Origin of the sequence: Mucilaginibacter sp. (genome assembly GCF_028288225.1) — a bacterium.
Lineage (GTDB): Bacteria > Bacteroidota > Bacteroidia > Sphingobacteriales > Sphingobacteriaceae > Mucilaginibacter.
This window is the reverse complement of sequence record NZ_JAQBOC010000096.1, coordinates 30,767-57,038: the sequence shown is the minus strand read 5'-3', so window position 1 is coordinate 57,038 and position 26,272 is coordinate 30,767. Positions and strand designations below refer to the sequence as shown.

26 protein-coding genes are annotated in these 26,272 nt (G+C 42.2%); 12 read left to right on the top strand and 14 right to left on the bottom strand.

The genetic code is table 11. The features are described from left to right. Positions 1-27 precede the first annotated feature (27 nt). From JWQ54_RS29030 to modA, 4 genes are read right to left on the bottom strand one after another with little or no spacing between them, the layout of a single operon-like run. Entirely contained in the window at positions 28-645 is a 618-nt protein-coding gene (locus JWQ54_RS29030; protein WP_299591638.1) for an ATP-binding cassette domain-containing protein, read from the bottom strand. Continuing rightward, positions 642-1,313, bottom strand: a complete 672-nt coding sequence (gene modB / locus JWQ54_RS29025) for a molybdate ABC transporter permease subunit (protein ID WP_299591635.1) — start codon at positions 1,311-1,313, stop codon at positions 642-644. The genes JWQ54_RS29030 and modB overlap by 4 nt, the downstream gene beginning before the upstream one ends. Positions 1,314-1,329: 16 nt before the next feature. After that, entirely contained in the window at positions 1,330-1,878 is a 549-nt protein-coding gene (locus JWQ54_RS29020) for a hypothetical protein (protein ID WP_299591632.1), read from the bottom strand. Continuing rightward, entirely contained in the window at positions 1,859-2,608 is a 750-nt protein-coding gene (gene modA, locus JWQ54_RS29015) for a molybdate ABC transporter substrate-binding protein (protein ID WP_299591629.1), read from the bottom strand. Before modA ends, JWQ54_RS29020 begins: the two co-directional genes overlap by 20 nt. A gap of 259 nt (positions 2,609-2,867) precedes the next feature. Between modA and JWQ54_RS29010 the strand changes: the two genes are divergently transcribed. The 9 genes from JWQ54_RS29010 (at position 2,868) to JWQ54_RS28970 (ending at position 15,455) form a co-directional block, all read left to right on the top strand. Next, positions 2,868-4,346 carry a glycoside hydrolase family 30 beta sandwich domain-containing protein gene (locus JWQ54_RS29010; protein ID WP_299591626.1) on the top strand — a complete coding sequence of 493 codons (1,479 nt, stop codon included), beginning with the start codon at positions 2,868-2,870 and terminating at the stop codon, positions 4,344-4,346. Positions 4,347-4,377: 31 nt separating this feature from the next. Then, positions 4,378-5,607 (top strand): cellulase family glycosylhydrolase, encoded by a 1,230-nt coding sequence (locus tag JWQ54_RS29005; RefSeq protein ID WP_299591623.1) that lies wholly within the window; start codon positions 4,378-4,380, stop codon positions 5,605-5,607. 264 nt (positions 5,608-5,871) lie between these two features. Beyond that, positions 5,872-7,770, top strand: a complete 1,899-nt coding sequence (locus JWQ54_RS29000) for a 7TM diverse intracellular signaling domain-containing protein (RefSeq protein ID WP_299591620.1) — start codon at positions 5,872-5,874, stop codon at positions 7,768-7,770. 133 nt (positions 7,771-7,903) lie between these two features. Next, positions 7,904-9,388 carry a sulfatase-like hydrolase/transferase gene (locus JWQ54_RS28995; RefSeq protein WP_299591617.1) on the top strand — a complete coding sequence of 495 codons (1,485 nt, stop codon included), beginning with the start codon at positions 7,904-7,906 and terminating at the stop codon, positions 9,386-9,388. 498 nt (positions 9,389-9,886) lie between these two features. Beyond that, positions 9,887-11,764, top strand: coding sequence for a glycoside hydrolase family 30 beta sandwich domain-containing protein (locus JWQ54_RS28990; protein ID WP_299591614.1), 1,878 nt, complete (start codon positions 9,887-9,889; stop codon positions 11,762-11,764). A 147-nt stretch (positions 11,765-11,911) separates the two neighbouring features. Further along, a complete protein-coding gene (locus tag JWQ54_RS28985) occupies positions 11,912-13,138 on the top strand; it encodes a family 16 glycosylhydrolase (protein WP_299591611.1) in 1,227 nt (408 codons plus the stop codon). A 211-nt stretch (positions 13,139-13,349) separates the two neighbouring features. Continuing rightward, entirely contained in the window at positions 13,350-14,186 is an 837-nt protein-coding gene (locus tag JWQ54_RS28980) for a glycoside hydrolase family 16 protein (protein ID WP_299591608.1), read from the top strand. Positions 14,187-14,219: 33 nt separating this feature from the next. After that, positions 14,220-15,119 (top strand): hypothetical protein, encoded by a 900-nt coding sequence (locus JWQ54_RS28975; protein WP_299591605.1) that lies wholly within the window; start codon positions 14,220-14,222, stop codon positions 15,117-15,119. Positions 15,120-15,236: 117 nt separating this feature from the next. After that, positions 15,237-15,455 (top strand): hypothetical protein, encoded by a 219-nt coding sequence (locus tag JWQ54_RS28970; RefSeq protein ID WP_299591602.1) that lies wholly within the window; start codon positions 15,237-15,239, stop codon positions 15,453-15,455. Positions 15,456-15,488: 33 nt separating this feature from the next. On the opposite strand, the gene JWQ54_RS28965 is transcribed toward JWQ54_RS28970, so the two are convergent. The 5 genes from JWQ54_RS28965 to JWQ54_RS28945 all read right to left on the bottom strand — a co-directional run bounded on the left by JWQ54_RS28965 (position 15,489) and on the right by JWQ54_RS28945 (position 19,300). Continuing rightward, positions 15,489-16,499 (bottom strand): ferredoxin--NADP reductase, encoded by a 1,011-nt coding sequence (locus JWQ54_RS28965; RefSeq protein ID WP_299591599.1) that lies wholly within the window; start codon positions 16,497-16,499, stop codon positions 15,489-15,491. 5 nt (positions 16,500-16,504) lie between these two features. After that, a complete protein-coding gene (locus JWQ54_RS28960; RefSeq protein WP_299591597.1) occupies positions 16,505-17,500 on the bottom strand; it encodes a zinc-binding dehydrogenase in 996 nt (331 codons plus the stop codon). Positions 17,501-17,717: 217 nt separating this feature from the next. Further along, positions 17,718-18,326, bottom strand: a complete 609-nt coding sequence (locus tag JWQ54_RS28955; RefSeq protein WP_299591595.1) for a superoxide dismutase — start codon at positions 18,324-18,326, stop codon at positions 17,718-17,720. A gap of 162 nt (positions 18,327-18,488) precedes the next feature. After that, a complete protein-coding gene (locus JWQ54_RS28950; RefSeq protein WP_299591594.1) occupies positions 18,489-18,965 on the bottom strand; it encodes a nucleoside deaminase in 477 nt (158 codons plus the stop codon). After that, on the bottom strand, positions 18,965-19,300 hold the full coding sequence (locus JWQ54_RS28945; protein WP_299591592.1) for a tRNA-binding protein: 336 nt from the start codon (positions 19,298-19,300) through the stop codon (positions 18,965-18,967). Before JWQ54_RS28945 ends, JWQ54_RS28950 begins: the two co-directional genes overlap by 1 nt. Positions 19,301-19,525: 225 nt before the next feature. Between JWQ54_RS28945 and JWQ54_RS28940 the strand changes: the two genes are divergently transcribed. Beyond that, the gene (locus JWQ54_RS28940; RefSeq protein ID WP_299591590.1) at positions 19,526-20,056 is read left to right on the top strand and encodes a DUF4440 domain-containing protein; all 531 of its coding nucleotides are present in this window, start codon (positions 19,526-19,528) and stop codon (positions 20,054-20,056) included. Positions 20,057-20,133: 77 nt separating this feature from the next. Further along, a complete protein-coding gene (locus JWQ54_RS28935) occupies positions 20,134-20,448 on the top strand; it encodes a protein tyrosine phosphatase (protein WP_299591588.1) in 315 nt (104 codons plus the stop codon). A gap of 181 nt (positions 20,449-20,629) precedes the next feature. Here the strand turns inward: JWQ54_RS28935 and JWQ54_RS28930 are convergent, their stop codons facing one another. The 4 genes from JWQ54_RS28930 to JWQ54_RS28915 all read right to left on the bottom strand — a co-directional run bounded on the left by JWQ54_RS28930 (position 20,630) and on the right by JWQ54_RS28915 (position 23,790). After that, positions 20,630-21,046 (bottom strand): hypothetical protein, encoded by a 417-nt coding sequence (locus tag JWQ54_RS28930; protein WP_299591586.1) that lies wholly within the window; start codon positions 21,044-21,046, stop codon positions 20,630-20,632. 154 nt (positions 21,047-21,200) lie between these two features. Further along, entirely contained in the window at positions 21,201-21,602 is a 402-nt protein-coding gene (locus JWQ54_RS28925) for a hypothetical protein (RefSeq protein ID WP_299591584.1), read from the bottom strand. 113 nt (positions 21,603-21,715) lie between these two features. Further along, entirely contained in the window at positions 21,716-23,416 is a 1,701-nt protein-coding gene (locus JWQ54_RS28920) for a TonB family protein (RefSeq protein ID WP_299591582.1), read from the bottom strand. Positions 23,417-23,418: 2 nt separating this feature from the next. After that, positions 23,419-23,790 (bottom strand): BlaI/MecI/CopY family transcriptional regulator, encoded by a 372-nt coding sequence (locus tag JWQ54_RS28915; RefSeq protein WP_299591580.1) that lies wholly within the window; start codon positions 23,788-23,790, stop codon positions 23,419-23,421. 426 nt (positions 23,791-24,216) lie between these two features. Here JWQ54_RS28915 and JWQ54_RS28910 point away from each other — a divergent pair, with 426 nt between their 5' ends. Beyond that, positions 24,217-25,617 carry an MBL fold metallo-hydrolase gene (locus tag JWQ54_RS28910; RefSeq protein WP_299591578.1) on the top strand — a complete coding sequence of 467 codons (1,401 nt, stop codon included), beginning with the start codon at positions 24,217-24,219 and terminating at the stop codon, positions 25,615-25,617. 121 nt (positions 25,618-25,738) lie between these two features. Here JWQ54_RS28910 and JWQ54_RS28905 read toward each other — a convergent pair whose 3' ends face one another. Continuing rightward, on the bottom strand, positions 25,739-26,236 hold the full coding sequence (locus JWQ54_RS28905) for a hypothetical protein (protein WP_299591576.1): 498 nt from the start codon (positions 26,234-26,236) through the stop codon (positions 25,739-25,741). Positions 26,237-26,272: the final 36 nt, after the last annotated feature.

Here is a 26,272-nt window from a genome sequence, read left to right as displayed (position 1 = left end):
CTTTCCCCCTTCTTTTTTAATATTTAATTATTGTATCCTCAGTTCCCTACCCGTCAACCCATCAAGCTCCTGCGGGTTGTGGGTTACAATTAATACAGTTGTATGTAATTTCTCAAAAACCACTTTCAGCTCAGCAATTAAAGCCGATTTATTTTCGGGGTCTAAGGCTGAAAAAGGTTCATCCATTAATAATAATTGCGGCTTAACAGCTAATGCTCTTAAAATCGCCAGGCGCTGTTGTTGTCCGCCCGAAAGGTATTCGGGTTTGTGGGTAGCAAATGGCTCCAATTTACCAATGACTAATAAGCGGGTTATCCACGCGCTGTCAGCTGTTGCATATTCCAGGTGCTGTAAAACGGTCATGTTGGGGAACAATGCATAATCCTGGAAAACAAATCCCGCCATCCGTTTTTGCGGCGACAGGTTTATTTTTAGTTCGGTATCCAGCCAGGTTGTACCATCAACTTTAATTTTTCCTTTTTCGGGTTCAGTAAACCCGGCTATGGTTTTTAAAAAAGTTGTTTTACCGGCACCTGACGGACCATAAATTTTAGTAATACTGCCCGCAGGAAATTGCTCTTTTAGCCGCAATATCTGCTGCCCTTTATAAGCCTTTAGCTTTTTCTCTATCTCAATGCTGATCATTCCAAAGGGCTTTTTAACTGGTATTTATTGAAGATGAACACGGCTATCACCAAAACAAATGTAATAGCAAACAGGATGAGTGAATATACATTGGCGGCATGGTAATCCATCTGCTCAACAGCATCATATACTGCTATGGAAGCTACACGGGTAACGCCGGGGATATTGCCGCCTATCATTAATACTACCCCAAACTCGCCAAGGGTATGGGCAAAAGTCAGCACAATAGCTGTTAATAACGATGGCTTTATATTTGGCAAAAGCACATTTATAAATGTTTGCCACCTGCTTTTACCCAATGAATATGATGCTTGCGATAAGGAAACAGGTAATTGCTGCAAAGCAGATTTTATGGGCCCTATCATAAAAGGCATGCTGTAAATAACAGATGCCAGCACCAGTCCTTTAAATGAAAACACAAACTGCACATCAAAAGTATGCTGCAGCCATTTGCCTATACCATGCTGCGGACTAAATGCCAGCAGCAAATAAAATCCCAGCACTGATGGCGGCAAAACCAGCGGCATGGTAATAATAGCTTCCAGCGCTATCTTAAAAAATGATCGGCCCCTGGAAAGCCACCACGCAACAGGCAAGCCGATAATCAACAGCAGCAGTGTTGTTATGCCTGCTAATTTTAGCGTGAGATATATGGGGGTTAGATCCATTTAAATTCTATTAGTATCAATATGATTTTTCGACATCCCACACCCTTTGGAAAAATTTTATGTTTACAGAATCAGGCATTCTTAAAACCCCATTGCATGAATGTGGGGGCTTAACATGCAGGATCCGCTCTAATGCATACATTTTTTCTGTATATAAAGTAAACCCTTTAAAATGTAATGAGGAACTAGCAGATGGGTTTGCTGCAGCATTTAAAAGCAGTGGAACGTACTTTTTATTTCCTGACATTCCGGCGCTATACGTTCCCTCAAAAACATCATCTAAGCTTTTGCTCTTAAGTTTGCGGCGGATTTCCTGTTCATTATTATCAGCACACGAGGTAATTGTCAAAAGCAAAGAAAATAGGACAAACCAATAATTTTTTATTTCTGGCCGCATAGCGATGGGTTTAAAACTCATTGCTATGCGGAATCCCGCTGACTGTATCCCCGCAGCCCGCCACAGGACTGGGAATTGGGTAACCAATGGAAGAACACACCCCTGCACCCCTCTCAAGAGGGGAATCGCACGGCCCCATGCTTTTTCACTATTGCACTTTGTACCCATACTTCTCAAAAATAGCTTTAGCTTCCGGGCTTAAAATGTATTGGTAAAACTTCCCGGCAGCGGGGTTGGCGGCCCCGTGTTTTAATATCATCATTCCCTGTTCAATTGGCGAATATTGTTTTGGGTCGATAATTTTCCAGTACAGGGGGATTTTATTTGCAGGGTCCACAACCAGCGCCTGTGTTGTAAAACCAACTTCAACCACCCCTGTAGTGATGTAGGTATTTATCTGCGAAATGCTTTCGCCATGAACAATTTTTGATCTGATATTGTCCAAAATTCCTTTATGCTTCAACACCTCTTCGGCGGCTTTGCCATAAGGCGCAATTGCCGGATTGGCAATTGCTATTTTTTTTACTCTTTCTGTCAACAGCAACCGTTCCCAGTTCTCAAAGCCTACATTTTGGTTACTGCAGATAATTAAGCTCCCCTGTGCATATACCACTGGTTCTTTGGTGCTGAACCCTTCTTTAAAAAGCAGCCCGGGGAAGGTCATATCGGCAGATAAAAACACATCGTAAGGCGCACCATTTTTCACCTGATTGGTAAGATTGCCCGATGAGCCTACTATTGGCTCAATCATTATACCTGTCTTATTTTTAAAATCGCTTTGCAATACTTTTATAACCGCCTGCAGGTTTGCTGATACCGCCACTTTTATATTTTGTGCAAATGCAGGCGATGTTAGAAACAGGCATGCCGCTAATAAAATTTTTATCCGTTTCATCATATTGGTATTAAATTGTTTGCCTTGTATTTACTTTTTTATCAAAACAGCTAATACAGCGTTAATATACGTTGTTATTAAAGCGTATCAAAAATATCGACAAGTTTTAAAGAAAAAAATCTTAGTCAAATGTATGTAATTGATAATGGTTAATAACACTATATTAGCATTATCCGGCTATTAAAAAACTAAAATTTACCTGAAGTTTAGCCGCTTATTTAACATATTAACCATTATAACAACAGGCATCTGCCTTTATTCCATGAAAAAAAACATTCGTCAATTTGCTTTTGTTTTGCTTGCAGCGGTCGCTTTTTTTGCTGTTTTCGACTGCAGTAAAAAAGCTGCTAATCCGCTGCCACAGTCTGATCCGGTAACGCCGGTAACACCACCGGTAATTGTAAAAACGGATGTGGCCATGTGGCTAACAAAGGCTGATCAATCTGCATTGTTAGCTAAGCAAAACATCGCGTTAAATTTTAGCGCCGCTACCAATTCAAACACAAGCATAAATGTTGATACTGTAACAACCTACCAAACTATTGATGGCTTTGGTTATTGCTTAACGGGCGGCAGCGCAAGTGTAATAAACAGCTTGCCGCCGGATAAAAAGAGTGCCTTATTAAAGGAATTATTTTTAACAGATAGCGCTCATATTGGCATCAGCTACCTCCGCATCTCGATTGGGGCCTCGGATATGAGCGCCACTGACTTTACTTATGATGACCTGGTTACCGGGACGGATGAGAGCCTCAGCCAATTCAACATCGACAAAGAAAAAACAGACCTTATTCCGGTTTTAAAAAGTATCCTGGCTTTAAATCCGGCTATTAGGATCCTGGCTTGTCCGTGGACGGCCCCGGTATGGATGAAGATAAACACCATCGGAAACAACGGATTTACAGGCGGCAGCCTCAACCCTGCTTATTATGATGCCTACGCCAAATACTTTGTTAAATACATCCAGGCAATGAAGGCCGAAGGGATCACTATTGATGCTGTTACCCCTCAAAACGAGCCATTAAACCCAAACAACAACCCGGCAATGGTGATGCAGGCAAATGAGGAGGCCAATTTTATAAAAAACAACCTGGGTCCGCAGTTTAAAGCCGCCAGCTTGGCTACTAAAATAATTGTGTATGATCATAACACCGACCGTACCGACTATCCTTTAGCCGTACTTGCTGATGCTGCAGCCAGCGCTTATGTTGATGGCTCGGCCTTCCATTTGTATGCCGGCAATATCAATGGGCTTACCACTGTGCATACGGCATATCCCGGTAAAAACATTTATTTTACTGAGCAATATACACCCTCAACGGGCGCCTTCGCGGGCGATCTCTCCTGGCATGTTACCAATCTGATTATTGGCGCCACCAGGAACTGGAGCAGGAACGTACTTGAATGGAATATGGCCACCGATGCATCATACGGGCCGCACACCAATGGCGGTTGCTCCACCTGCCAGGGGGCAATAACCATCAGCGGATCAAGCATATCGCGCAATGTTTCTTATTACATTATTGCCCATGCTTCAAAATTTGTGCGGCCGGGTGCAGTAAGGATAGCATCGTCTAATTTGACGACATTACCAAACGTTGCCTTTAAAAATACGGATGGATCAAAGGTGCTGATCGTACAAAACACAACAAGCAATAATTTAACCTTCAATATATCTTTTAACCAAAAAATAGTTACCAGTACATTACCGGGCGGCGCAGCCTCAACTTATGTGTGGTAATAATCAGTTTATTTAAATCATATCCATTATTATGAAAAGAACAGTTTTAATTGCATTGCTTTTAATACTTATTATCCCCGTTGGCCTTAAAGCGCAAACCCGCAAATTCATCACCGTTAAAGGAAAAGAGGTCGTCGGCATAAATAATAAACCTTTTTTAATGCGGGGGACAAACCTTGGCAACTGGCTGGTGCCCGAGGGTTACATGTTTAAATTTAAAAACATTAGCTCGCCAAAACTGATCAATGAGGCGCTGGCGGAAATATTGGGTCCTGAAGATGTAAAAGCCTTCTGGCAGAAATACCAGGACACCTACATCACCGCTGCCGATATTCACTTTTTAAAAGCATCGGGGATGAACTCTATCCGGATCCCGTTTAATTACCGCCTTTTTACTGCCGAAAGCTATATGGGCCAAAATAATCCAAACCGGGGCTTTGAATTGCTCGACAGGGTGATAGGCTGGTGCAAAAAAGAAGGTTTATTTGTTATTTTAGATATGCACGCCGCACCAGGCGGACAAACAGGCGATAATATTGATGATGGCTACGGATATCCGTTTTTATTTAAGAGCAAGGCCAGTCAGCAGTTAACTATAAATGTTTGGCACCGGATTGCTGCGCATTATGCAAATGAAACAACCGTAATGGGGTATGACCTGCTGAACGAACCTATTGCCACTTATTTTAAGGCCGAAGAGTTTAATCAATACCTGGAACCGCTGTATAAAGAGATCACTAAATCTATCCGGATGGTTGACAAGAACCATATTTTGTTTTTAGGAGGAGCACAATGGGACAGTAATTTTAAAGTATTCGGTAAGCCGTTTGACTCAAAGCTGGTTTACCAGTTTCATAAATACTGGACAGAGCCAACGCAAAAAGTTATCCAGGATTATGTTGATTTCAGGGATAAATATAATGTGCCTATCTATTGCGGCGAAACCGGTGAAAATAAAGATGAATGGGTAAAAACATTTAAAGACCTGCTCGAAAAAAACAACATAGGCTGGCATTACTGGCCCTACAAAAAGCTTGACAATACCGCTGGTATTATCACCTTTGATATGCCAGCCGGGTATGATAAAGTAATTGAGTATACCGAAAAACCCCGGTCAACTTTTGAAGAGATCCGCAAGGCCGCACCCGAAGACCGCGATCAACTAATAAAGGCATTATATGCATTTTTAAATAACAGCAAGTTTGAAAATTGCAAGCCAAATAAAGGATATATAGAGGCGTTGGGGTTTAAGGTGCCTTGAGGGAGGAAGGTAAAAGCTGAAAGCAGAAAGCGAAAAGCAGAAGGCTGAAAGCAAAAAGCTGAAGCAGAAAGTAATTAAGCTTTGGTCTTTTCGCTTTCAGCTTTTGGCTCTCTCCCTATAATTAATTGTAAAATTCACCCTTAATAGGATTAAGAAAAGAAATATACTATCATTGCTTACCCGGAACCAATCCGGTATAAACCTTTTGTCAAATAATACGTAAAGCTTATAAAAACCTTTAGGCATTATTATCTACTTGTGCGCATGAATAAATTTTTACCGAAATTTTTTATATCTGCCGTTTTGTTGCTGCTCTTTGCTGTAATTGCGGCTAAAGCACAGGTTGCCGTTAACATCCGCGATAAATTAAAACAGCAAATTTTCAGGTTCAATGAAATTGATTATTTTGAAGATATACCCGGCAGGCTTACCATAGCTCAAATAAAGAGTGATGTTTTTGCCGGTAAATTTAAGGTTAACAAACAGGCCACCCCAATAACCGCCGATCCAGGCACAGCGTATTGGTACCGGGTTAAAATAAATCACAACCCAAAATCCCGTAACAACTGGATCCTTGAATTTTTTGACCAAACAATTGACAGCATTACGGTTTACTCGCCCGATAAAAATAATAATTATGCCCCCACTTTACTTGGCAGCAGCCGGCCATTTTCGGCCCGGCTTTACCAGCACAAAAACTTCAGTTTAAATCTTAATAACAGCCTAACCGGCAGGTACGTGTATTATATCCGCATAAAATCGCATCAGCCGGTAAATGTTATTATCGTACTGCGATCTGTAAACTGGTTTATAAGCTACGCGCTTGAAGAGTACTTTTTCTTTGGGATCTTTTATGGGATGATATTGGTATTTGGCTTGTACAATCTCATGATGTTCATCGCCATGCGGCAAAGGCAATACCTGTATTACATTGCTTACAATCTTAGCATAGGCCTTTATGAAATGTGTGCCGATGGGATTGCCTACCAGTATATATGGCCCGGTTCGCCTATGTGGAACCATAATGCGTATGGGATAGCCTTGTTTTCGGCCAGTATATTTTCAGTGCTGTTTGCTCAAAGCCTGTTAAATTTAAAAGTTAATGCCCCGCGCTTAAACAAATTAGTATGGTGGGTTATAGGTTTACGGTCGTTGTTTTTTGTGCTTTGTTTAACCGTTAATCAAAACTGGTTCAGCTATAAAATAATTGAGATAGTGCCTTTGTCGCTGGCTTTTTTTTCAGGCTGTTACGTTTTAATAAAGGGATACAGGGCCGCCCGCTTTTTTGTTATCGGTTATTTGTTTTTGCTAAGCGGTTTTGTTGTAAAGGCATTAATAGCTTTAAATTTATGGTGGCTGCCCGTTACCGCGGCCAATTACTACAGCTTAAGCTTTTGTTTTATTATGGAAATGGTATTTATTTCATTTGCCATAGGCGATAAAGTGCGGCTGCTAAAAAAACAGGAAGGGCTGGCGCAGCTGCATATTATAAGGCAGCTGAAATTAAATGAAGAGTTAAAGGACGCGCTAAATAAAAACTTAGAGACACAGGTACAGGAGCGTACTAAAGAGCTTGTTGAAAAATCGGCGTTAATAGAGCAGCAGAACGAAGAGCTAACGTCCGTTAATGAATTGCTAACGCAGCAGTCGGAAGAAATTTCAAGAATGAATGTGCTGCTGGAGCAGGATAACACCATTTTGCACCAGGATATTGAAAAGATCAGCCATAACAGGGTGATGTCAACCGAGGTTGATTTTGAAGAGTTCAGCAAGATCTATCCGGATAGGGAAACCTGTTTCAAATTCCTTTCAGACCTGAAATGGGAAAAGGGATACAGCTGCCGTAAATGCAGCAATATCCATTACGGGCACGGGCATTTACCCTACAGCCGCAGGTGCTCCAAATGCGGGTATGAAGAATCGGTTATTGCCTATACCATATTGCAAAATACGCGCATCCCCATAAACAAAGCTTTTTACATGATCTTTTTAATGTATTCAACCAAGGGGAAGATCTCATCGCATAAACTGTCCGAGATCCTGTCGATCCGCCAAAGCACCTGCTGGGCCTACAGCTCACGCATAAAAAAAGTGATGGAAAGTAAAAAGAAAGAGATAAAAAATGCCGGGGATAAGGGTTGGAGTAAGTTGGTGGTTGAATAGTGATTAGAGGTTAGAGACCAGAAATTAGGGAGAAAAAGAGGAGGGGGATCAGAGTAAAATGCAATTCCTGCCTTGTTTTCTCATTATATTTTTGTTAGTTTTGGTTAATAACCTGTAACCTTATTCACAACATATGAGCTTTAAACAAAATCTTGAAAAGGTTGGTACACACCCTGATATTATTATCATAATTACCGACCAGCAACGCGCCACACAACATTTTCCACCGGGATGGGAAGAAGAAAACCTTCCAAATCTTACTTTTCTGAAAAAAAACGGCTTTAGTTTCGACAGGGCTTTTTGTAACACCTGTATGTGTTCGCCCAGCAGGGCAACACTACTTACCGGCACTTACCCGGCGCAACATGGCGTTACGCAAACGCTTACTTCTTCAGGCAATTATTCGCCGGCGGAGGGTGAGCTGATTAATACCATGCCCAACATTATGAACATGCTGCAGGGCGAGGGCTACGATGTGCAATACCGTGGTAAATGGCATTTAAGCAAAGGCGTAACAACCTATGCCTCACTCGTAGCAGCGGATGTGGCCCTGTATGGCGCTATGGGCTGGGCTCCGCCCGATTCCGGCGAGGATACGAACCCGCTGAACTTTGGCGGAGGTTATGCCAACCATGATGCCCGTTACGTAAAAGAAGCAATAGACTACCTGCAAACGGTAAAAGCCAGGCGGGCGAATAACGATATGACGCCCTATTGCATCATCTTGTCGCTGGTAAACCCGCACGACCTGCTGGCTTATCCGAAAACTGCCGGTAGCTATGGTTACGATGAAAAAAATTGGGCGGGGCGGCAAATAGGCCTTCCATCAAGCATCGATGAAGATTTGCTGAAAAATAAAAAGCCGGTGGCGCAGTTTGACGTGCTGCAGGTACAAAAGGCGGGACTGGGCAATTTAAAAGATGAAAAGGACCAGCTTAATTACCTTAATTTTTATGGATACCTGCTCTCAAAGATCGATACGGAGATCAGCTACTTTACAAATGAGCTATACAAGCCCGGCCATGATGGAAAGCGGCTTGCAGATACCGCTATTGTGATCCAGACGTCAGATCACGGTGAGATGGGGCTTACGCATGGCGGATTGCGTCAAAAAATGTTTAACGCTTATGAGGAGACTATCCGCATTCCCATGGTAATCTCAAACCCCATATTGTTTAAAGACGAACAAAGGCCCCAAAACTCTATGCACCTGGCTACGCTTGTAGATGTATTGCCAACCATTGCCGAAATTGCGAATGTAAGGAAAGTCCCTTCCGGGCTGCGTGGTGTAAGCTTGTTACCTATTGTAAAAGATGGCACGTCAGTTCAGGATAGCATCCTGTTTGCATTTGACGATACAAAAGCCGGCCTTAATAACAAGCCATCAATGGTAAATGCTGCTAACCGCGTACGCACCGTCAGAACGGCTGAATGGAAGTACAGTTATTATTTCGATGCTATGGGGGCATATGCAAACCAATATGAGCTTTATAATCTTATTGATGATCCGGATGAAATGACCAACCTTGCCTATGACCCACATCACCAGCAAAAACGCGAAGAATTAGAACAGCAGTTAAAAGAGCTGGAAAGGTCAAAGCTGTTGGTGCGTTCGTAGGAGTCCGAAAGTCGGGAAAGTCAATAAAGACCGAAAGAAAAAATTTGCCATGAGAAACTTGCAGCATCTTTCGGACTTTACTGACTTCCGGACTTTCCCGACTTCCTCTAAACTTAACTGTGAGGCAAGCGTATCACCGTTATCACTCCAAAATATAAAAACCTGCCCTGTTGTGTTCCAAAGCCCTTTTTGTACAAAATACACTTTGTGTTTAAAGCGTATTGGTTAATTTACAACTGTCTATTAATCAGTTATTTATGTTAAAATATATTTGGAAATTAAATATTAATTAACATAGATTTGTGATACCAATATAAACTATACTTCTTCCGGTGTGTGCCAAAAATAATTAAAATGCCGTTTAGCCTTTGGCTAACTTGCTGGCTATTTTTTTAAGCACAGGTTAATTACTGCGGCTCATTTTCAATGCGGTGATAGTTTTGTTGGTTATATTTTTTGCATGTTTTTAAACCAATCAATTAACTATAACCAATTTTTATGAAAACAAGTTACTATTTAAAGTTACCTGCGGCATTAATCATGCTGACGGCATTGCTGTTTTATTCGTGCAAAAAAGATCTTTCAAAAACGGCACCCGACATGGCCGGCACCACAAACGGCACAGTTGCACGGGCTGCTAACGAAACCGTAAGTGTTTGGATGACCACTTCTGATCAATCAAAGCTGTTAGCCCAGCAGGCCAGCATTAACTTTGCCGCTGATGCCGGTACAAATCCAACAACAGTTACCGTTGATGAAAACACAACCTACCAGGGTATTGACGGCTTTGGTTTTACTTTAACCGGCGGAAGCGCAGGCCTGCTTAATGGCCTCGGCGGTAACCAGGCCAGCGTACTTGGCGAACTGTTTGGCACCGGCAGCGGTCAGATAGGAATCAGCTATTTACGCATCAGTATTGGGGCTTCCGACCTAAGCTCCAGCGATTTTACTTACGACCAGGTTGCCGGCGATGTTAATATGAACAGTTTCAGCATCAGCCAGGAGAATTTGGATATGATTCCCATCCTGAAAAAGATCATCGCCATAAACCCTTCTATAAAAATTATTGCCACGCCGTGGACCGCCCCCACCTGGATGAAAATTAACACAACCGGCAACAATGGCTATACAGGCGGCAGCTTAAATACAACCTATTACGATGCCTACGCCCGGTATTTTGTTAAATACCTGCAGGCAATGCAGGCACAGGGAATCACTATTGATGCCATTACCCCTCAAAACGAGCCACTTAACCCTTACAATAATCCAAGTATGGTTATGCAGCCAAATGAGGAAGCTAACTTTATTAAAAACAACCTTGGTCCGCAGATCCGTGGGGCAGGTTTTGCGACTAAGATAATTGCTTACGACCACAATACCGACCGGATAGATTACCCTGAAACCGTATTGGCCGATGCCGGAGCAAACCCATATGTTGATGGTTCAGCCTTCCATTTGTATGCCGGCACTATAAGTTCATTAACAGATGTGCATAATGCCTATCCAAACAAAAATGTATATTTCACGGAGCAATGGGTAGGCGCACCAAGCAATTTTGGCGGCGATCTTTCATGGCATGTTAATAACCTGATCATTGGCGCTACCCGCAACTGGAGCCGCAATGTACTTGAATGGAACCTGGCTGCCGATCCTAATTATAATCCGCATACTGCCGGGGGCTGCAGCACCTGCTTAGGTGGTATAACCGTTAGTGGCACCTCAATAACCCGCAATGTCGGCTATTATATTGTTGGTCATGCCTCAAAATTTGTAAGGCCGGGTGCAGTGCGGATCTCATCGAATATTGCAGGCAGTATCCAGAACGTTGCCTTTAAAAATTCGGATGGCACAAAGGTATTGGTTGCCTTAAACAGCGGTACATCAAGCGCATCGTTCAAAGTAAAATGGGGAGCCGAATCATTTACTTATACTTTGGCTGCGGGCGCTGTTGCTACCTTTAAATGGGCCGGCACACAATCAAGCGGTACCGGCGGCGCGCCTATTGGCCAAACTATTACATTAAAAGGGTTCAACAATTTATATGTAAGCGGCGAAAACGGCACCATGGCTATGACTTGTACCCGCGCCACGGCCGGCACATGGGAACAGTTTTTAGTTGTTGATGCAGGCGCTGGCAAAATTGCTTTGCAAAGCATGGGTAAATATGTGTCCAGCGAAAACGGCACCATGGCTATTACCTGTAACCGGGCAAGCGTTGGCGGCTGGGAAACATTTACCTGGGGCGTAAATGCCGACGGTACCATTACCCTAAAGGGTAGCAACAATGATTTTATTTCGAGCGAGAACGGCACACAGGCCATGACCTGTACCCGAACCACTGCTTCGGGATGGGAATCATTTAAAGTAAACCAGTAAGAAAGAAGAAAGAAGCAAGAGTCAGGAATCAAGAGAAAAAGGTATACGTCTTTTCCTGGCTCTTGATTCTTGATCTCTTGGCTCTCTTCCTCCTGACTTCCTGATTCTTGAATCTTAATTCTTCAAATTATACTAAACCAATTCATTATGAAAAAAACAATTTTAACTTTTTTAACCCGCACCGGCATGGTACTGGCGCTGGTAAGCATGATCGTTTCCTGTAAAAAGGATAGCAACAATCAATCAAAAACGCAACCCACGGATGTTTCAAAAACTACCGAAGCCCGGGCCGTTACCTGGCAGCTGTTATGGTCGGATGAGTTTAACGGAACAGGCGTTGACGGGTCCAAGTGGAACCTTGACAATGGTAACCCTAACGTTAACAACGAAAAGGAATATTACCAATCGGCAAACGCTACCGTAACAGGCGGCAACCTGGTGATCACTGCTAAAAATCAGAGTGTTGGCGGGCAGCCTTTTACTTCAGCCAAGCTTAATAGCTCGGGCAAGTTCTCGGTAACCTATGGAAGGATTGAGGCGCGGATCAAGCTGCCTGCTTTCCAGGGAAGCTGGCCCGCGTTTTGGATGCTGGGCAACAATATAGGCACGGTTGGATGGCCCAGCTGCGGCGAAATTGATATTATGGAACAGGTAAATACCAATAACACCATATTAGGCACCATGCACTGGAATGGCGGCAGCGGCCATGTTCAATACGGCAGCAGCACTTCAGCAACGGCTACTGATTATCATGTTTACGCTGTTGAGTGGGACAATAGCAGTATAAGATGGTATGTTGACAATACCTTATACGTAACCGGCAACATAGCAGGTAATATTAACAATACCGGCGCATTCCAACTGCCATTTTACATTATACTTAACCTGGCTGTAGGCGGTGATCTGCCCGGGCAAACAATTAATACAGGAGCCCTGCCTGCCAGCATGTTAGTTGATTATGTGCGTGTTTACAAAGCATCTACTACCAGTGCCCCCCCAATTGGGCAAACCATTACCTTAAAAGGATTTAACAACCAATATGTGAGCGGCGAAAATGGCACACAGGCTATGAACTGTAACCGCCCAACCGCAAGCGCATGGGAGCAATTTTTAGTGGTTGACGCAGGCGGTGGTAAAGTAGCGCTGAAAAGCATGGGTAAATATGTATCAAGCGAAAACGGTACACAGGCTATTACCTGTAACCGCGCCAGCTTTGGCGCCTGGGAAACATTTACCTGGGGCACTAATGCCGATGGAACCATAACCCTGCAGGGCAGCAACGGCAAGTTTGTTTCATCAGAGAATGGCACACAACCGATGACCTGTACGCGCGCTACAGCTTCGGGCTGGGAAGCATTTAAAGTGAACCAATAAGAAAGAAGCAAGAAATCAAGAGTCAGGAATCAAGACAGGGGCAGAGAAAGAAGCAAGAGGTCAAGAGTCAGGAATCAAGACAGGGGGGCAGGTATAGGTCTTCGTTTTTTTCCTTACTCTTGACTCTTACCCTCTTGATTCTTGATTTCTTCCTTACTCTTATCCTTCTGACTCTAATCTTTTCCTATCTTAGTGAACCATTATACTACCTATGAGCAAAAGATCTATTCATAACATTACAAGCGCTGGCATGATGCTAATGCTTGTAATGTTTGCTTTATCATGCAAAAAGGATACGACACAAACCAATAAGATCACTGTTGTACCACCTGATGTAAAGCCCGTAACCCCGGTAACGTATAGCCTGGTATGGGCTGACGAGTTTAGCGGAACCACTATTGACCCGGCAAGCTGGAACATGGAAACCGGCAGCCTGGGTGTAAACAACGAAAAAGAATACTACCAGGCAGCAAATGCAGCCATTGAAGATGGCAACCTGGTTATTACTGCAAAAAAAGAAACCGTTGGCGGCTTTCCCTATACTTCCGCAAGGATGAATACCCTTAATAAGATCTCGGCTCAATACGGGCGCATTGAGGCAAAGATAAAGCTACCGCTTGGTGCAGGCTTATGGCCGGCCTTTTGGATGCTGGGTTCAAACATCGGTACGGTTAACTGGCCCAATTGCGGGGAGATTGATATAATGGAACATGTTAATGACAATAATACTTTTTATGGCACCATGCACTGGAATGGCGGCGGCGGGCATGTTCAATACGGCGAGCAAACTACCATATTAACCCCTGCAGATTACCATGTGTATGCTGTTGAGTGGGATGATAACGAGATAAGGTGGTATGTTGATGATAAGCTGTTTGTAACCGGCAACATTGCTGCAAATATTAATAATACAGGTGCTTTTCATTTGCCTTTTTTTATTCTTTTAAACCTGGCAGTCGCCGGTGATTTCCCCGGACAAACGGTTGATGACAGCAAGATGCCTGCAAAAATGTATGTAGATTATGTGCGGGTATACAAAGCGGATTAATAGCTTTCCTTCCATATCAAAACAATTTTATAATTGAAAAGGCTCATAAAATTTTATTTCGGTGTTTTTATTATCCTGTGTAGTATTCATACTGTGTATGGGCAGCATCTTGAAAAAAAACTGCAGCTATCCTTGTCAACAGGGCATCAGCAGGAAGATTTTCATTGGGATATTGCCGGGAATATTAACGGGCAGAGCCCGAATGTGTTTTCGGAACTTAAGTGGACCAAGGTTAGCGGCAACAATTATTCGGCAGCTATGCAATGGAATTTCTGGCGCAGGTTCTCGCTTTTAGCAGAGTATAACCGGGTTAATGTAAAGTCGGGCAATGTGAGCGATATGGATTATGCCGGCGATAACCGGACACAACCCACCTACCAGCAAAGTTTTAGTGATAATAAAGGATCGACGTCTGCATGGGATGCCGGGGCGGGCTATGTTATTTTTAATAACAGCCTGTTTAGCCTCATCCCTTATATTGGCTATGGCGCCAGCACACAATCTCTTTATATTGTAGACCTTACCGGGCAGTTCCCCGCTTTGAACAGCAGCTACGATACCCGCTGGAAGGGCCCATTTATAAAGGTAACTTCATCCATAAAAATCTGGCATGCATTAAAACTGGCTGCTGATGTTACCTATAACCAGGTAACCTACAGCGCACAAGGCAACTGGAATTTGATCAATGAGTTTCAGCACCCGGTAAGCTATAGCCACGCGGCAAAGGGCTATGGCATAAATGCCGGGGCGACGTTAGTTTACAACATCACTGCCAATATTGGTTTAAGCTTTGGATATGGATATTACAACCGGGAAACCGGTAATGGTACTGATCTGCTTTACCTTTCATCAGGCCAGGTTGATAAAACACAGTTGAACGGGGTGGTGAGGAATGGGCATAGGATAGTTGGGGGAGTGGTTTTGGCGTTTTGAACAGAAGCCATCATCGCAACGCTATTGACCTTGATGAAGCGGTAACGAAACCTTGCAGGCTATTAATAAGGTTGAATAAGTTTCGTATATTTGTTATATCAAGCTAATTTGGTAAAGATGGAAACTATTTTGCTTCAGATTAATAACGCTAAAGCCTACAAGCTCATAGAAGATCTTGAAGCCTTGCATATTGTTAAAGTGCTTAAAAAAAGCACAGCGCCAAAGGAAAAATTGTCTGCAAGATTTGCTGGTTCGCTTAATCTTTCTGACGAAGAGTATAATAATTTTCAGGATTCTTTAACCCAAAGCAGAAACGAGTGGGAAAGGGATATTTAATAGATTCTAATATGATTATTGGCATTACCCTAATCAATACTCAATCACCACATCGTCCGTCAAAGCATGCCCCGTACAGGTAAGAACCCAACCTGCGGCAAGATCAGCATCTGTTAATACATCATTTTTTACCATCTCTATCTTTCCGCTTTTGCACATGGCTGCGCATGTTGAGCAGTCGCCGACGCGGCAGCTGTAGGGCAGCTGGACGTTATTTTGCAAGGCGGCTTGTAAAATGGATTGATTTTCGCCGACCACAAGGTCGTGCATTTCATTTTTAAAGTGAATGCGGATGTTACGGGGAGGATAGCTTTTTTCAGTTGCTGTTACCGGGATGGTTTCGAGTACAAAATTTTCCTTACGGATCTGACCTGGCTCAAGCCTCATGTAAAGCAGGGTAAGCCTTATCATGCGCATATAGGTAAATGGGCCGCAGGTATAAATTTCAGCTTTGGCCAGGTCATACTTTACTTCGTTACGTACTAATCTTTCAACCACCAGGTTGTTTAGCCTGTTGGCTTCACTGCTTAATTGATGGATGATCTTAAACCTGCCGGGATGCTTTTGTGCTAACGCATTCAACTCATCCTTAAATAAAATTGAACGCTCGTTCAGGTTGCTATAAATAAGTATCAGTCTGCTATTACCCTTGCGGCCCAATACATATTTTAACTGCGAAAATATGGGAACAATCCCGCTGCCTGCTCCAAACAGCAAAATATCCTTTTCGTCTTCAAAATGGGTTATGATAAACCTGCCGGCTGGCTCAACAGCATTTAAAATATCGCCCGGTTTTACTTTGGTGAGCATAAAACGGGAGATCTCGCCATTGGCTATCCGCTTTACAGTAATAGAAAGCAGTCCCTCATCAGGCGATGAGCTTAAGGAGTATGACCGCCTGATCTCTTCATCATGATGGGTAAATACCAGCGTAATAAACTGTCCGGCTTTATAGCTGATCCTTTTGCCGGAGATCTCTTTCAAAAAGAAAGTAGCCGTATCCGGCAGCTCCCACTTTATGGCTTCGACTTTTAACTGAAGCATATGGGTTAAGCCTTTAAAACAATTTTACCAAACTGCGATGAGCTTTCCATTTTGCTTATTGCTTCTGCGGCATTAGCTAATGAATATACATCATCAACAACAGGCACTAACAGATGTTCATTTAAAAAATCAACCATAGCTTTAAAATCTTGCGGACTGCCCATCATGGTGCCTATTATCTGAAGCTGCCGCCAAAAGATCTTGCGGCCATTTAACGGCGGGATGTTGCCGGCTGTGCCGCCAAAAATCACAATGCGCCCGCCAGGATTGCAAAGATCGGGCAGTTTGGCAAAGCCATCGCCCAGTGCGCTGTCTATAATTATATCAAAGCCGCCCGCAAGATGATGCAGCTGTTCAGCCCAATCCTGTGCTTTGTAATTTACCCCAGCCGATGCGCCGAGTTGTTTGGCGCGATCAATTTTTTCGCCCGAGCTTGATGTTACAAATACCTGGCAACCCGCGGCAAGGGCAAACTGCAATGCAAAGGCCCCGGTGCCACCGCCCACGCCCGTTATTAATACTTTATCGCCTTTTTTGGCTCTGCCCTTTGTAAACAATGCCCTGTAAACTGTTAAGCCCGCCAGCGGAACTGCGGCGGCCTGCTCCCAGCTTAAATGCGCTGGTTTGGCATGCAAATGCTGCGCCTGTACCTTAACATATTCGGCAAAAGTGCCATCGGCAGGCAGGCCTAAAATCTTAAAATCGTCTGATTGAAAGTTTTGATCATCTCCCCAGCCATAGCCTGGATTGATAATTACTTCCTTACCGATCAAATGTTTATCGCTCTCGCTGCCCACTTCTGCAACTATGCCTGCGCCATCAGAACCGGGGATTATAGGATATTTAATGCCGGCATATTTGCCAACGGTTATCCAGTAGTCGCGGCGATTTAATGCTGCGGCTTTTATTTTTACGAGCACCTCGCCGGGAGCAAGAGCTGGCTTATCAACTTCTTTAAATATAAGCGGTTTATCTGCCGCTTCGAGGACTATTGCTTTCATAGTAATTTACTAACTTATGTCATTGCGAGCGCAGCGTGGCAATCGCGAATAACGCACTTCCGCTTTTTCGTTCTACTCCGTTCTATCTGCTCTGTAAAGTTTGCGATTGCCCTCCGCTAGCCAGCGGATCGCAATGACAAGTGTAAAAAAAAGCGGCAGCATCTAAAAGAAACTGCCGCAATATTATTCAAGTTCCCCCTTTAGGGGGTTAGGGGGATTATACTGCTTTTGCGTACAACTCGGCAACGTGGTTCCAGTTGATCACATTCCAGATAGCCGCTAAGTAATCGGGGCGGCGGTTTTGATATTTCAGGTAATAAGCATGCTCCCAAACATCAATACCTAAAACAGGCGTGCCTTTTACTTCGGCAATATCCATTAAAGGGTTATCCTGGTTTGGCGTTGATGTTATCGCTAGCTTTTTATCAGCCGTAACAATAAGCCATGCCCAGCCCGAGCCGAAACGGGTTGCACCAGCTTCCTGTACTTTTGTTTTAAAATCAGCAAATGAACCGAAAGTGCTGTTAATTGCAGTCGCCAAAGCACCCGTTGGCTCGCCGCCGCCGCTTGGCGAAAGCAACGTCCAGAATAAGCTGTGGTTATAGTGGCCGCCGCCATTATTGCGTACTGCCGGGGCAAATTTCGAAATATTTTTAATGATATCATCAATATTGCCGTCAGCTTCAGGTTTCCCCTCCAGTGCTTTGTTTAAGTTTGTAACATAAGCCTGGTGATGCTTGCCATGGTGAATTTCCATAGTTAGTTTATCAATGTGCGGTTCAAGGGCATCGGTAGCGTAAGGTAACGCCGGTAGTGTAAAAGCCATAATGATTAGTTTAAAGTTTAATGATAGTACCAAACAAATATAAAGCGTTGAATGTGATTTTTGTTCTTATAAATGTCATTTGTTTCTTTATAGTCCATAGCAGTAAAGTAATGAATAAAACCGCCGTCCAATCACCATAGTCTATGGACCATCGACTATGGACTAAACCTTCCCCCTCTTCGTCTTAAAAAAATCCTTCACCAATGCTGCACATTCGTTTTCGCGGATGCCGCCCGTTATCAGCGTTTTAGGGTGTGTTATTTTTTGATTTAAGCGGCCAAAGCCCAGTTTAGCATCATAAGCGCCAAAAACAATGCGGCTAAGCTGAAACCAGTAACATGCGCCTGCGCACATAACGCAAGGTTCCATGGTTACGTACAATGTGCAATCTTTTAAATATTTACCGCCCATTGAGTTGGCGGCTGCGGTCAGCGCCTGCATTTCGGCGTGGGCCGATACGTCACTTAACCGCTCGGTAAGGTTATGCCCGCGGCCTATAATGCGCCCGTTCCAAACCACTATGGCACCAATAGGGATCTCATCAGCGGCAAGTGCTGCTTTGGCCTCCTTTAGTGCCTCGTTCATAAAAAAATCATCGGGCGATATGGTTGGCTCATCACCAAAATTAATATACCTCATTATACTAGTTTACTGCCGTTTGGCACGGTCTTTTCAACTGCCGCTAAAACAATATCACCGTTTTCATCGGCAAAGCCGGTAACCAAAAACTCCGACATAAAGTTCGCGATTTGTTTTTTGGGGAAATTTATAACTCCCAGAATTTGCCGGCCCGGCAACTGTTCTTTTGTGTAGTGTTTGGTGATCTGCGCGCTCGACCATTTTATGCCGAAAGGGCCAAAGTCTGCTTTAATTTTATAGGCCGGCTTGCGGGCTCCAGGAAAATCAGCCACTTCTAAAATTGTCCCGGCATGCAGCTCTACTTTTTCAAAATCATGCCAGGTGATGGTTTCCATAGTGCAAAGTTATAAACCTCGCACAAATCTGCCATTGATAAGTAATTTTTATTTTCTTTAATATTGTATCTTACGCTTGATAGCGTTTATGTTTTTAGACATCAAATCCTTTTTTTATATTCGGGAAATAAATACCGGATCTAAAACATTTTTTTATAACAAGGTATTAACATTCTGCTGTTCTTTAACAAAGATCAGAAAAGCGGAGCGCTATCAATAAAACATATGGTTAAAAAAATTCTGCTTCTTTCTCTCTTTAGCATATTTGCATTAAGCAGGTTTACATACGCTAAAAAGCCATACCGCCTTAATACTGTCAGGCGAGCTGTAATAGTAGCTGATACCATACCCAATGCCGATGTGATGGAAATTGTGAGGATAGCTATTTATGCTGCCAATGATTTTAACGTACAAGCCGTGGCCAATTTATACACGCCAAATGCTGTAGTTGCCGATGACGAGCCTCCATACTCGTGGAATGGGCCAACCGCTGGAATTCAATGGATAAATGCTGTTGAAAAGGCGGTAAAAGACTTTCACATCACCAAATTTAAAGGTACAATTGAACCTGTAAAAGTTTACCAGCAAAATGCCGATAATGTTTATGTTGTTGTGCCAGTAAATTACACCGGAGATTTACCCGGCCGCGCACATTTTTCGGCCAGGGGCGCCTTTAGCTTTGTATTACGACAGATAAACGATAAATGGCTGATAAAGAGCCAGGTTTGGGTTCCCGAAAAGGGAATGGATAATTAAAAAAGATCCGGAAGTTAAGTGTCGGAATCAAGAGCAGGGGAAATAGCAAGTAGAAATTTATAAAAACCGGGTTCATTTTGCCTAATCTTCTTTTCATCTGCAGTAAAAATCAATGGCGCAGTCCTACCGCCGAAATGCTGTTTAAAAATCATAACATTCATAATGCCCGCTCTGCCGGAACAAGCGACAAGGCGCGAATAAAAGTAAATCAGAAACTAATTGACTGGGCCGATATAATATTTGTAATGGAACGCAAACATAAGGACCGGCTTAAACAGCGCCACATTGTTGCCGGAAAGCAACTGGTGGTGCTTGATATTGAAGATCTTTACCCTTACGGGGATACAGAGCTGATAGAAATATTAAAGAAATCCCTGGCCGATTATTTATAAAAACAATGGCGTATAAATTGATGTTTATACGCCATTTAATATTGTGGCTTAAAAGCTTTTTGTATTAGCGTTGTGTCACCTATAAATTGACATTTAGTCCTGAGTCAAAAGTCTTTAGTTCTAAGTCAGAAAAAGGCAAAATGTGACTTAAGACTTGCGACTTAAGACTGCTGACTTAACACTAGTTTGAATCAGTATCAGCAGAGGTTAAAAAACCTGCTGAATGATTGTGGGGGTTACTTGTAGTAAAAGGCGATTTTTTTGTAAACAGGCCCATGCAGAATAAAAGACCGCCCAATATTAATTGCGGCCAAAATACTTTTGCTGCAAAAGTATATAACCATGGCGATACCAATATTAAAAAGCCCATTAATACATCAAGCACATGATGAATGGTTAAAGGGAACTGCTTGATAAAACCGGTTTCGTTGTTAGTAAATATAGCCATTATTAATTGAAGCCATCCAACGTACATCGGTAAAAATAATGCGGCACTCGAAACATTAACAAACCCGAAGAGCCATGGGGAAGCAATAAGTGTAAGGGCTACCAGATAATTTAAAACTCCGTATACTGCTGTTGAAATAAAGGGCTTCATATTTTAATTAATTTACTACTTTTTAATTATTTTATTTAAAATACCCCCAACCCGGGTATTTGCGCCCAAAGGTATAAATTTTGAGTTTATCTAAAACCTCTTTCTTTATAATTATTGGGGTATGACGCATTTTTTTACACTATCCTTGAAAAGGTTATTTTTTTTGAGCAATTTTTGAGGCTACTAATGAAAACAGTCCCAATATAATGGCAGATAGTATGCCAAAGCCCAAGCCTGCAATGGCCATAGCCACACGCGGATGGGTTGAAAATGATGCAGGCATATCTGTGATCATACTGTCCATTTGTTTATGACCGGCAATATATCTTTGAAAAAAAGCTACATGAACGGCTGTGATCCAAAAACAATTTACCAGTCCCGTAAAAAACCCATGTAAAAAGTATTTGCTAGTGCATGCCTTAGCAATAACCCATGCACAAAAAATAAATATAACCAGCCAAAATGCAGGTTCAACATTTTGAGGGATAAGGGATACGGTACCAAAAGCCATTATCAATCCAAAAATTGATAATTGAAAAATGAGTTTCCAATTCATTGTGACAGGATTTTTATATATTATATAAATGTAAATATTTATCTATATAAATAAAAAATGGTGACCAGATCTTTTACGCTAGCAATCGTGATTGGAATTGGTATATGACCTTATCACTGTTTTGTTTCAGGCTCTTTTACCGGGGATAGCTTTAATTTTTTAAAATCTTTTTTTGTAGTAATTACTATTACGCCGTGCTCTCCCTTAACCCCATAAATGGCGGTAGCGGTGGCGTCTTTAAGTACAGAAATGCTCTCTATCTCATTGGGGTTTATAGTAGTTAAATTATCCACTTCTTTGCCATCAAGCATGCATAGAGGCTTTCCGGAAATGGAATTGATATTAAATTCAGAAGCCTTTTTATTTTTATCGGTATCAGATTTGGAGACAATTGAGTTGATTGTTGCAAGCGACACCTTTTGCGAACTTTTATCATCGTTTGGCTTACTTGTTTTATCACCAACGGGGCCGGCGGGTGTTGATCCAGATAGAGCAAATGAAATGGGTACAGAATATGCCACTCTTACAGTTTTTCCATTTTGGATCCCGGGTTCCCATTTGGGAGAAGCTTTTATCGCACGTAACGCTTCCTTATTTAAGTCGTCAGCAATACCGCGGGTTACGTGAGCATCAGATAACGCCCCGTCCTGCTCCACTATAAAACTAATGATCACTTTTCCCTGGATGCTCTTTTCGCGTGAGGCTGCAGGGTATTTTATGGTTTTTCCAAGGTAATTGCTAAAGGCTTCCATCCCTCCCGGAAATTGTGGCACTTGCTCAACCGAGGTGAATACGGGGCTTGATTTTGCAGGCACAGTATCCGTTGTTATTGCCAGTGCCTCAGCTCTTAGGGCTTCTGCCTCCTTTTTTCCTTCTTCGATAACTGTATCATGTACCATTGTGGTGCTATCCATTATAATATCCGGCTGAATAACCGAGGCGGGGGTTAAAAAAACCTGCTCGGCTTTTTTATTAACAAGGTTAACCGTTTTACTATTGCTGATGGTTGCTGATGAAAGTACCAGCATCAAAATAAACAAGGGCGCCGAAAGTCCATATTTGACAAGCGCAATGCGGTTTGATTTGTTTTTTTGCAACATCATAATCCGTTGTTTTAGCAGGCTGTGGTTATAAAACGGATTTACCAGCTGATGCACAGGAGCATTAAAGGTTTGGCTTAACAACAATAAAGCATAATCGCTTTTATTAGTACCTGACTTTAGCGCCTGCCTGTCCGCAATGTATTCATGTATGTGTTTTATGGCAAAGCGATAAAGGTAAACCACCGGGTTAAACCAGTTGATGATCATTACTGCTTCAATAAGCAAAACATCGGCAGAGTGCCATTGATTTGCATGCACATGCTCATGCGCCGATATTATGTGGTTATCCGCCTGGTGTGGCGCAAGCTTTATTTTTTTGAAGAATGAATAGGCTATAGTTGAATCGGGCTGATTTATTATTTTATTCAAAACGACCATCTGCCAAATAAATCGCGCAACTAAAAACAGCATTCCCGCTAAATAGATAACTACTAAAAGTTGCCCGATGGTTACCTGTGTATGCCGGATAGGCTGGAACTGATAAACGACTAAAGGACTGCTGTATATTGTTAGCTGTACCTCTTTAGTGATAAATAAATTTTGCACCCAGTTCGATTGGATCATCGGGATAAAAAATGATAGCAATGATGCTGCCACCAGGTAAACCCTGTTAAGCTGAAAAAAGGTTTCTTTGCGTAACAGCAAAACATAAAACCCATAAAATAACAGCAGGTAAATATTTACCAGCAATAAATAATGCCACCCGGTCATAATTATTTTTCTTTAAGTTTTTCAATCAGTTTCATTATCTCATCGGCCTCTTTCAAGTCTATCTTTTCTTTTTTCACAAAGTATGAAAACATGCGTTTTACCGAATTATCAAAATATCCGTTCATTAACTTATCAGTAGCAAAGTTTTGATACTGTTCTTTGCTTATTACCGGGTAATATTCGTGGCTTTTACCAAATGCCGTGTGCCCCACAAAGCCCTTGGCCTCCAGGATCCTTATAATGGTTGATACCGTATTATAAGCCGGTTTAGGTTCAGGAAGCACATCTATTACCTCTTTTACAAATCCCTTTTGCAACTGCCACAGTACCTGCATAATTTGCTCTTCGGCACGTGTTAATTCTTTAATTTCCATACACTTGGTGTTTAGTCCTGGTAAATAGCCGGCCCGTATTGGGCAAACTTTGTATCAGCAATTACTTTTAATTTATAATTATTTACAAATTGGTTTAGGAGGTTAACAAATTTAGTCAGCAACGTTCATCCCGGTTTCCATCTGAATCCGGTCTGGTTTCACACTTTAAATACGCCTCTATTATTCAGCGTCAATAGCGTTCAAATATTGCGTATTCAATGCATCAACAGTTAAATTATTTTAGCAATGTGGCTAAATGTAGCAGCACGCCACCAGGCATTTACAGGTATACTTAAAACAATAATGCCGTTAATATTATTACCTTCATAATTTAAATGATAGTTAAAATTATAACTAAAATATTAGTTATTCAAATTTATTTTACTTTTTATTTCCGGTTATACCTAAACATACATTAATATATAAATGAATATAACTTTTCACGGCGCCACCCGTAACGTAACCGGCAGTAAACATTTAATAAGGTTAAATGACGGAACTTCCATTTTGCTCGACTGCGGCATGTTCCAGGGAATGGGAGAACATACAGAAGAATTAAATGAGCATTTTGGCTTTAACCCTAAAAAGGTTGATTACCTGGTATTATCGCATGCGCATATTGATCATTGTGGCTTAATTCCGCGCTTTGTGGCCGAAGGGTTTAACGGGCAAATATTTTGCACCGCGCCAACAATGGACCTTGCAAAGATCCTTTTAATGGATTCGGCAAAAATACAGGAACAGGATATCGAGTATAGCAATAAGCACAGAAAGAGGAATGGGCAACCGCTGCTTGAACCGCTATACACCGAGGAACAGGCCATGGAATCGTTACGGCTATTTAAAATTGTTGACTATAACGAGGAATATGAAATTACCCCCGTGGTTAAACTAAAATTTACTGATGCCGGGCATTTGATTGGCAGCGCGGCCATAAATTTATCAGCCTTGGAAGATGGAAAATATACACACATAACTTTTAGCGGCGATGTGGGCCGTTACGGTGATATGCTGTTGAAAAGCCCGCAGCCTTTTCCACAGGCAGATTATATAATATTGGAATCAACCTATGGTGATTCCTTGCATAAGGATGTTGGCGCCATCCAGGATGCTTTGTTGGAAATTATTAAACATACCTGCGAAATAAAGAAAGGCAAACTGATAATCCCTGCTTTTAGCGTTGGCCGTACGCAGGAAGTATTATATGCATTAAATGCCCTTGAACTAAAAGGTATATTGCCCGATCTGCATTATTACGTTGATAGCCCGCTCTCTGAAAAAGCTACCCATGTATTGATGAACCACCCGGAAGTGTACAATAAAGAAGTTACCGATGTTTTAAAGGTTGACCCAAACCCATTTGGTTTTAAGGGATTAACTTTTATACAATCAACCGAAGAATCAAAAGCATTAAATGATAACCCCACGCCATCTGTAATTATTTCTTCATCGGGCATGGCCGAAGCGGGGAGGGTGAAACATCATATAAAAAATAATATCGGCAACCCAAAATGCACCATTTTGATGGTAGGCTATAGCGAACCCAGCTCATTGGGCGGGCATCTTTTACGCGGCGACCGCGAGGTGTTTATTTTTGGCGATAAGTATGATGTAAAGGCCGAAGTGCAATCCATAAAATCAATGAGCGCACATGGGGATTATGAAGACCTGCTGCATTTCATCAGTTGCCAGGATCCGGAAAAAGTAAAAGAAGTTTTCCTGGTGCACGGCGAATATGAGGTACAGCAGCATTTCAGGAAAAAAATACTGGATAAAGGATTTAGAAAAGTGGAAATACCCTATCAGCATCAAAAGATAGAAATTTAAACTTGTTAAGCCTTTTGATACAGCCTTAATATTATTAAAATAAAGGATTCCCATTTTAGTTCTGTCACGAAGAAAACAGCAGACAAGCACCCCGGGCGATATTTGGCAAATTCAAACCTGTTTATGGTGCAACGTCATAGCTTATGGTGATGGCCGGCAGCAGGGTAGCCATATCCAGCGGGATCTGGTTGTTTGGAAGAATAGGCTTCTTATTGCGATAATTATCATAAGCAGCCTTTTGCAGACCGGCATCCGGGTCTTCGGGCAAATTATAACGGATATAGAACGGGACTATATAATCATGAACTTTTTCATGGTTGGGTATGATCCATTTATGGTTCGATTTTTTGATAGCCTCAATTACCGGGACCGCTAAAATGGCATCATCGGCATAATAGATGATCGTCTTTTTTATATTGCCTTTTTCGTCGGCAGTAAATTTAAACATAACCATGCCTGCAGTTTTTTTCTGAATTATATCCTGCGAAACAACCAAACTATCCTTAAAAAACCGGGTCATTGCGTCTTTGCCCCCCTGGAACGGAAAGGCAAGCCCCTCCTGCGCAAAACAACCAACAGATATTAATAATGCTATTATTGATAATGTGATCTTTTTCATCTGTAAATAGTAATGAACGTTGAAACTTCATTATTC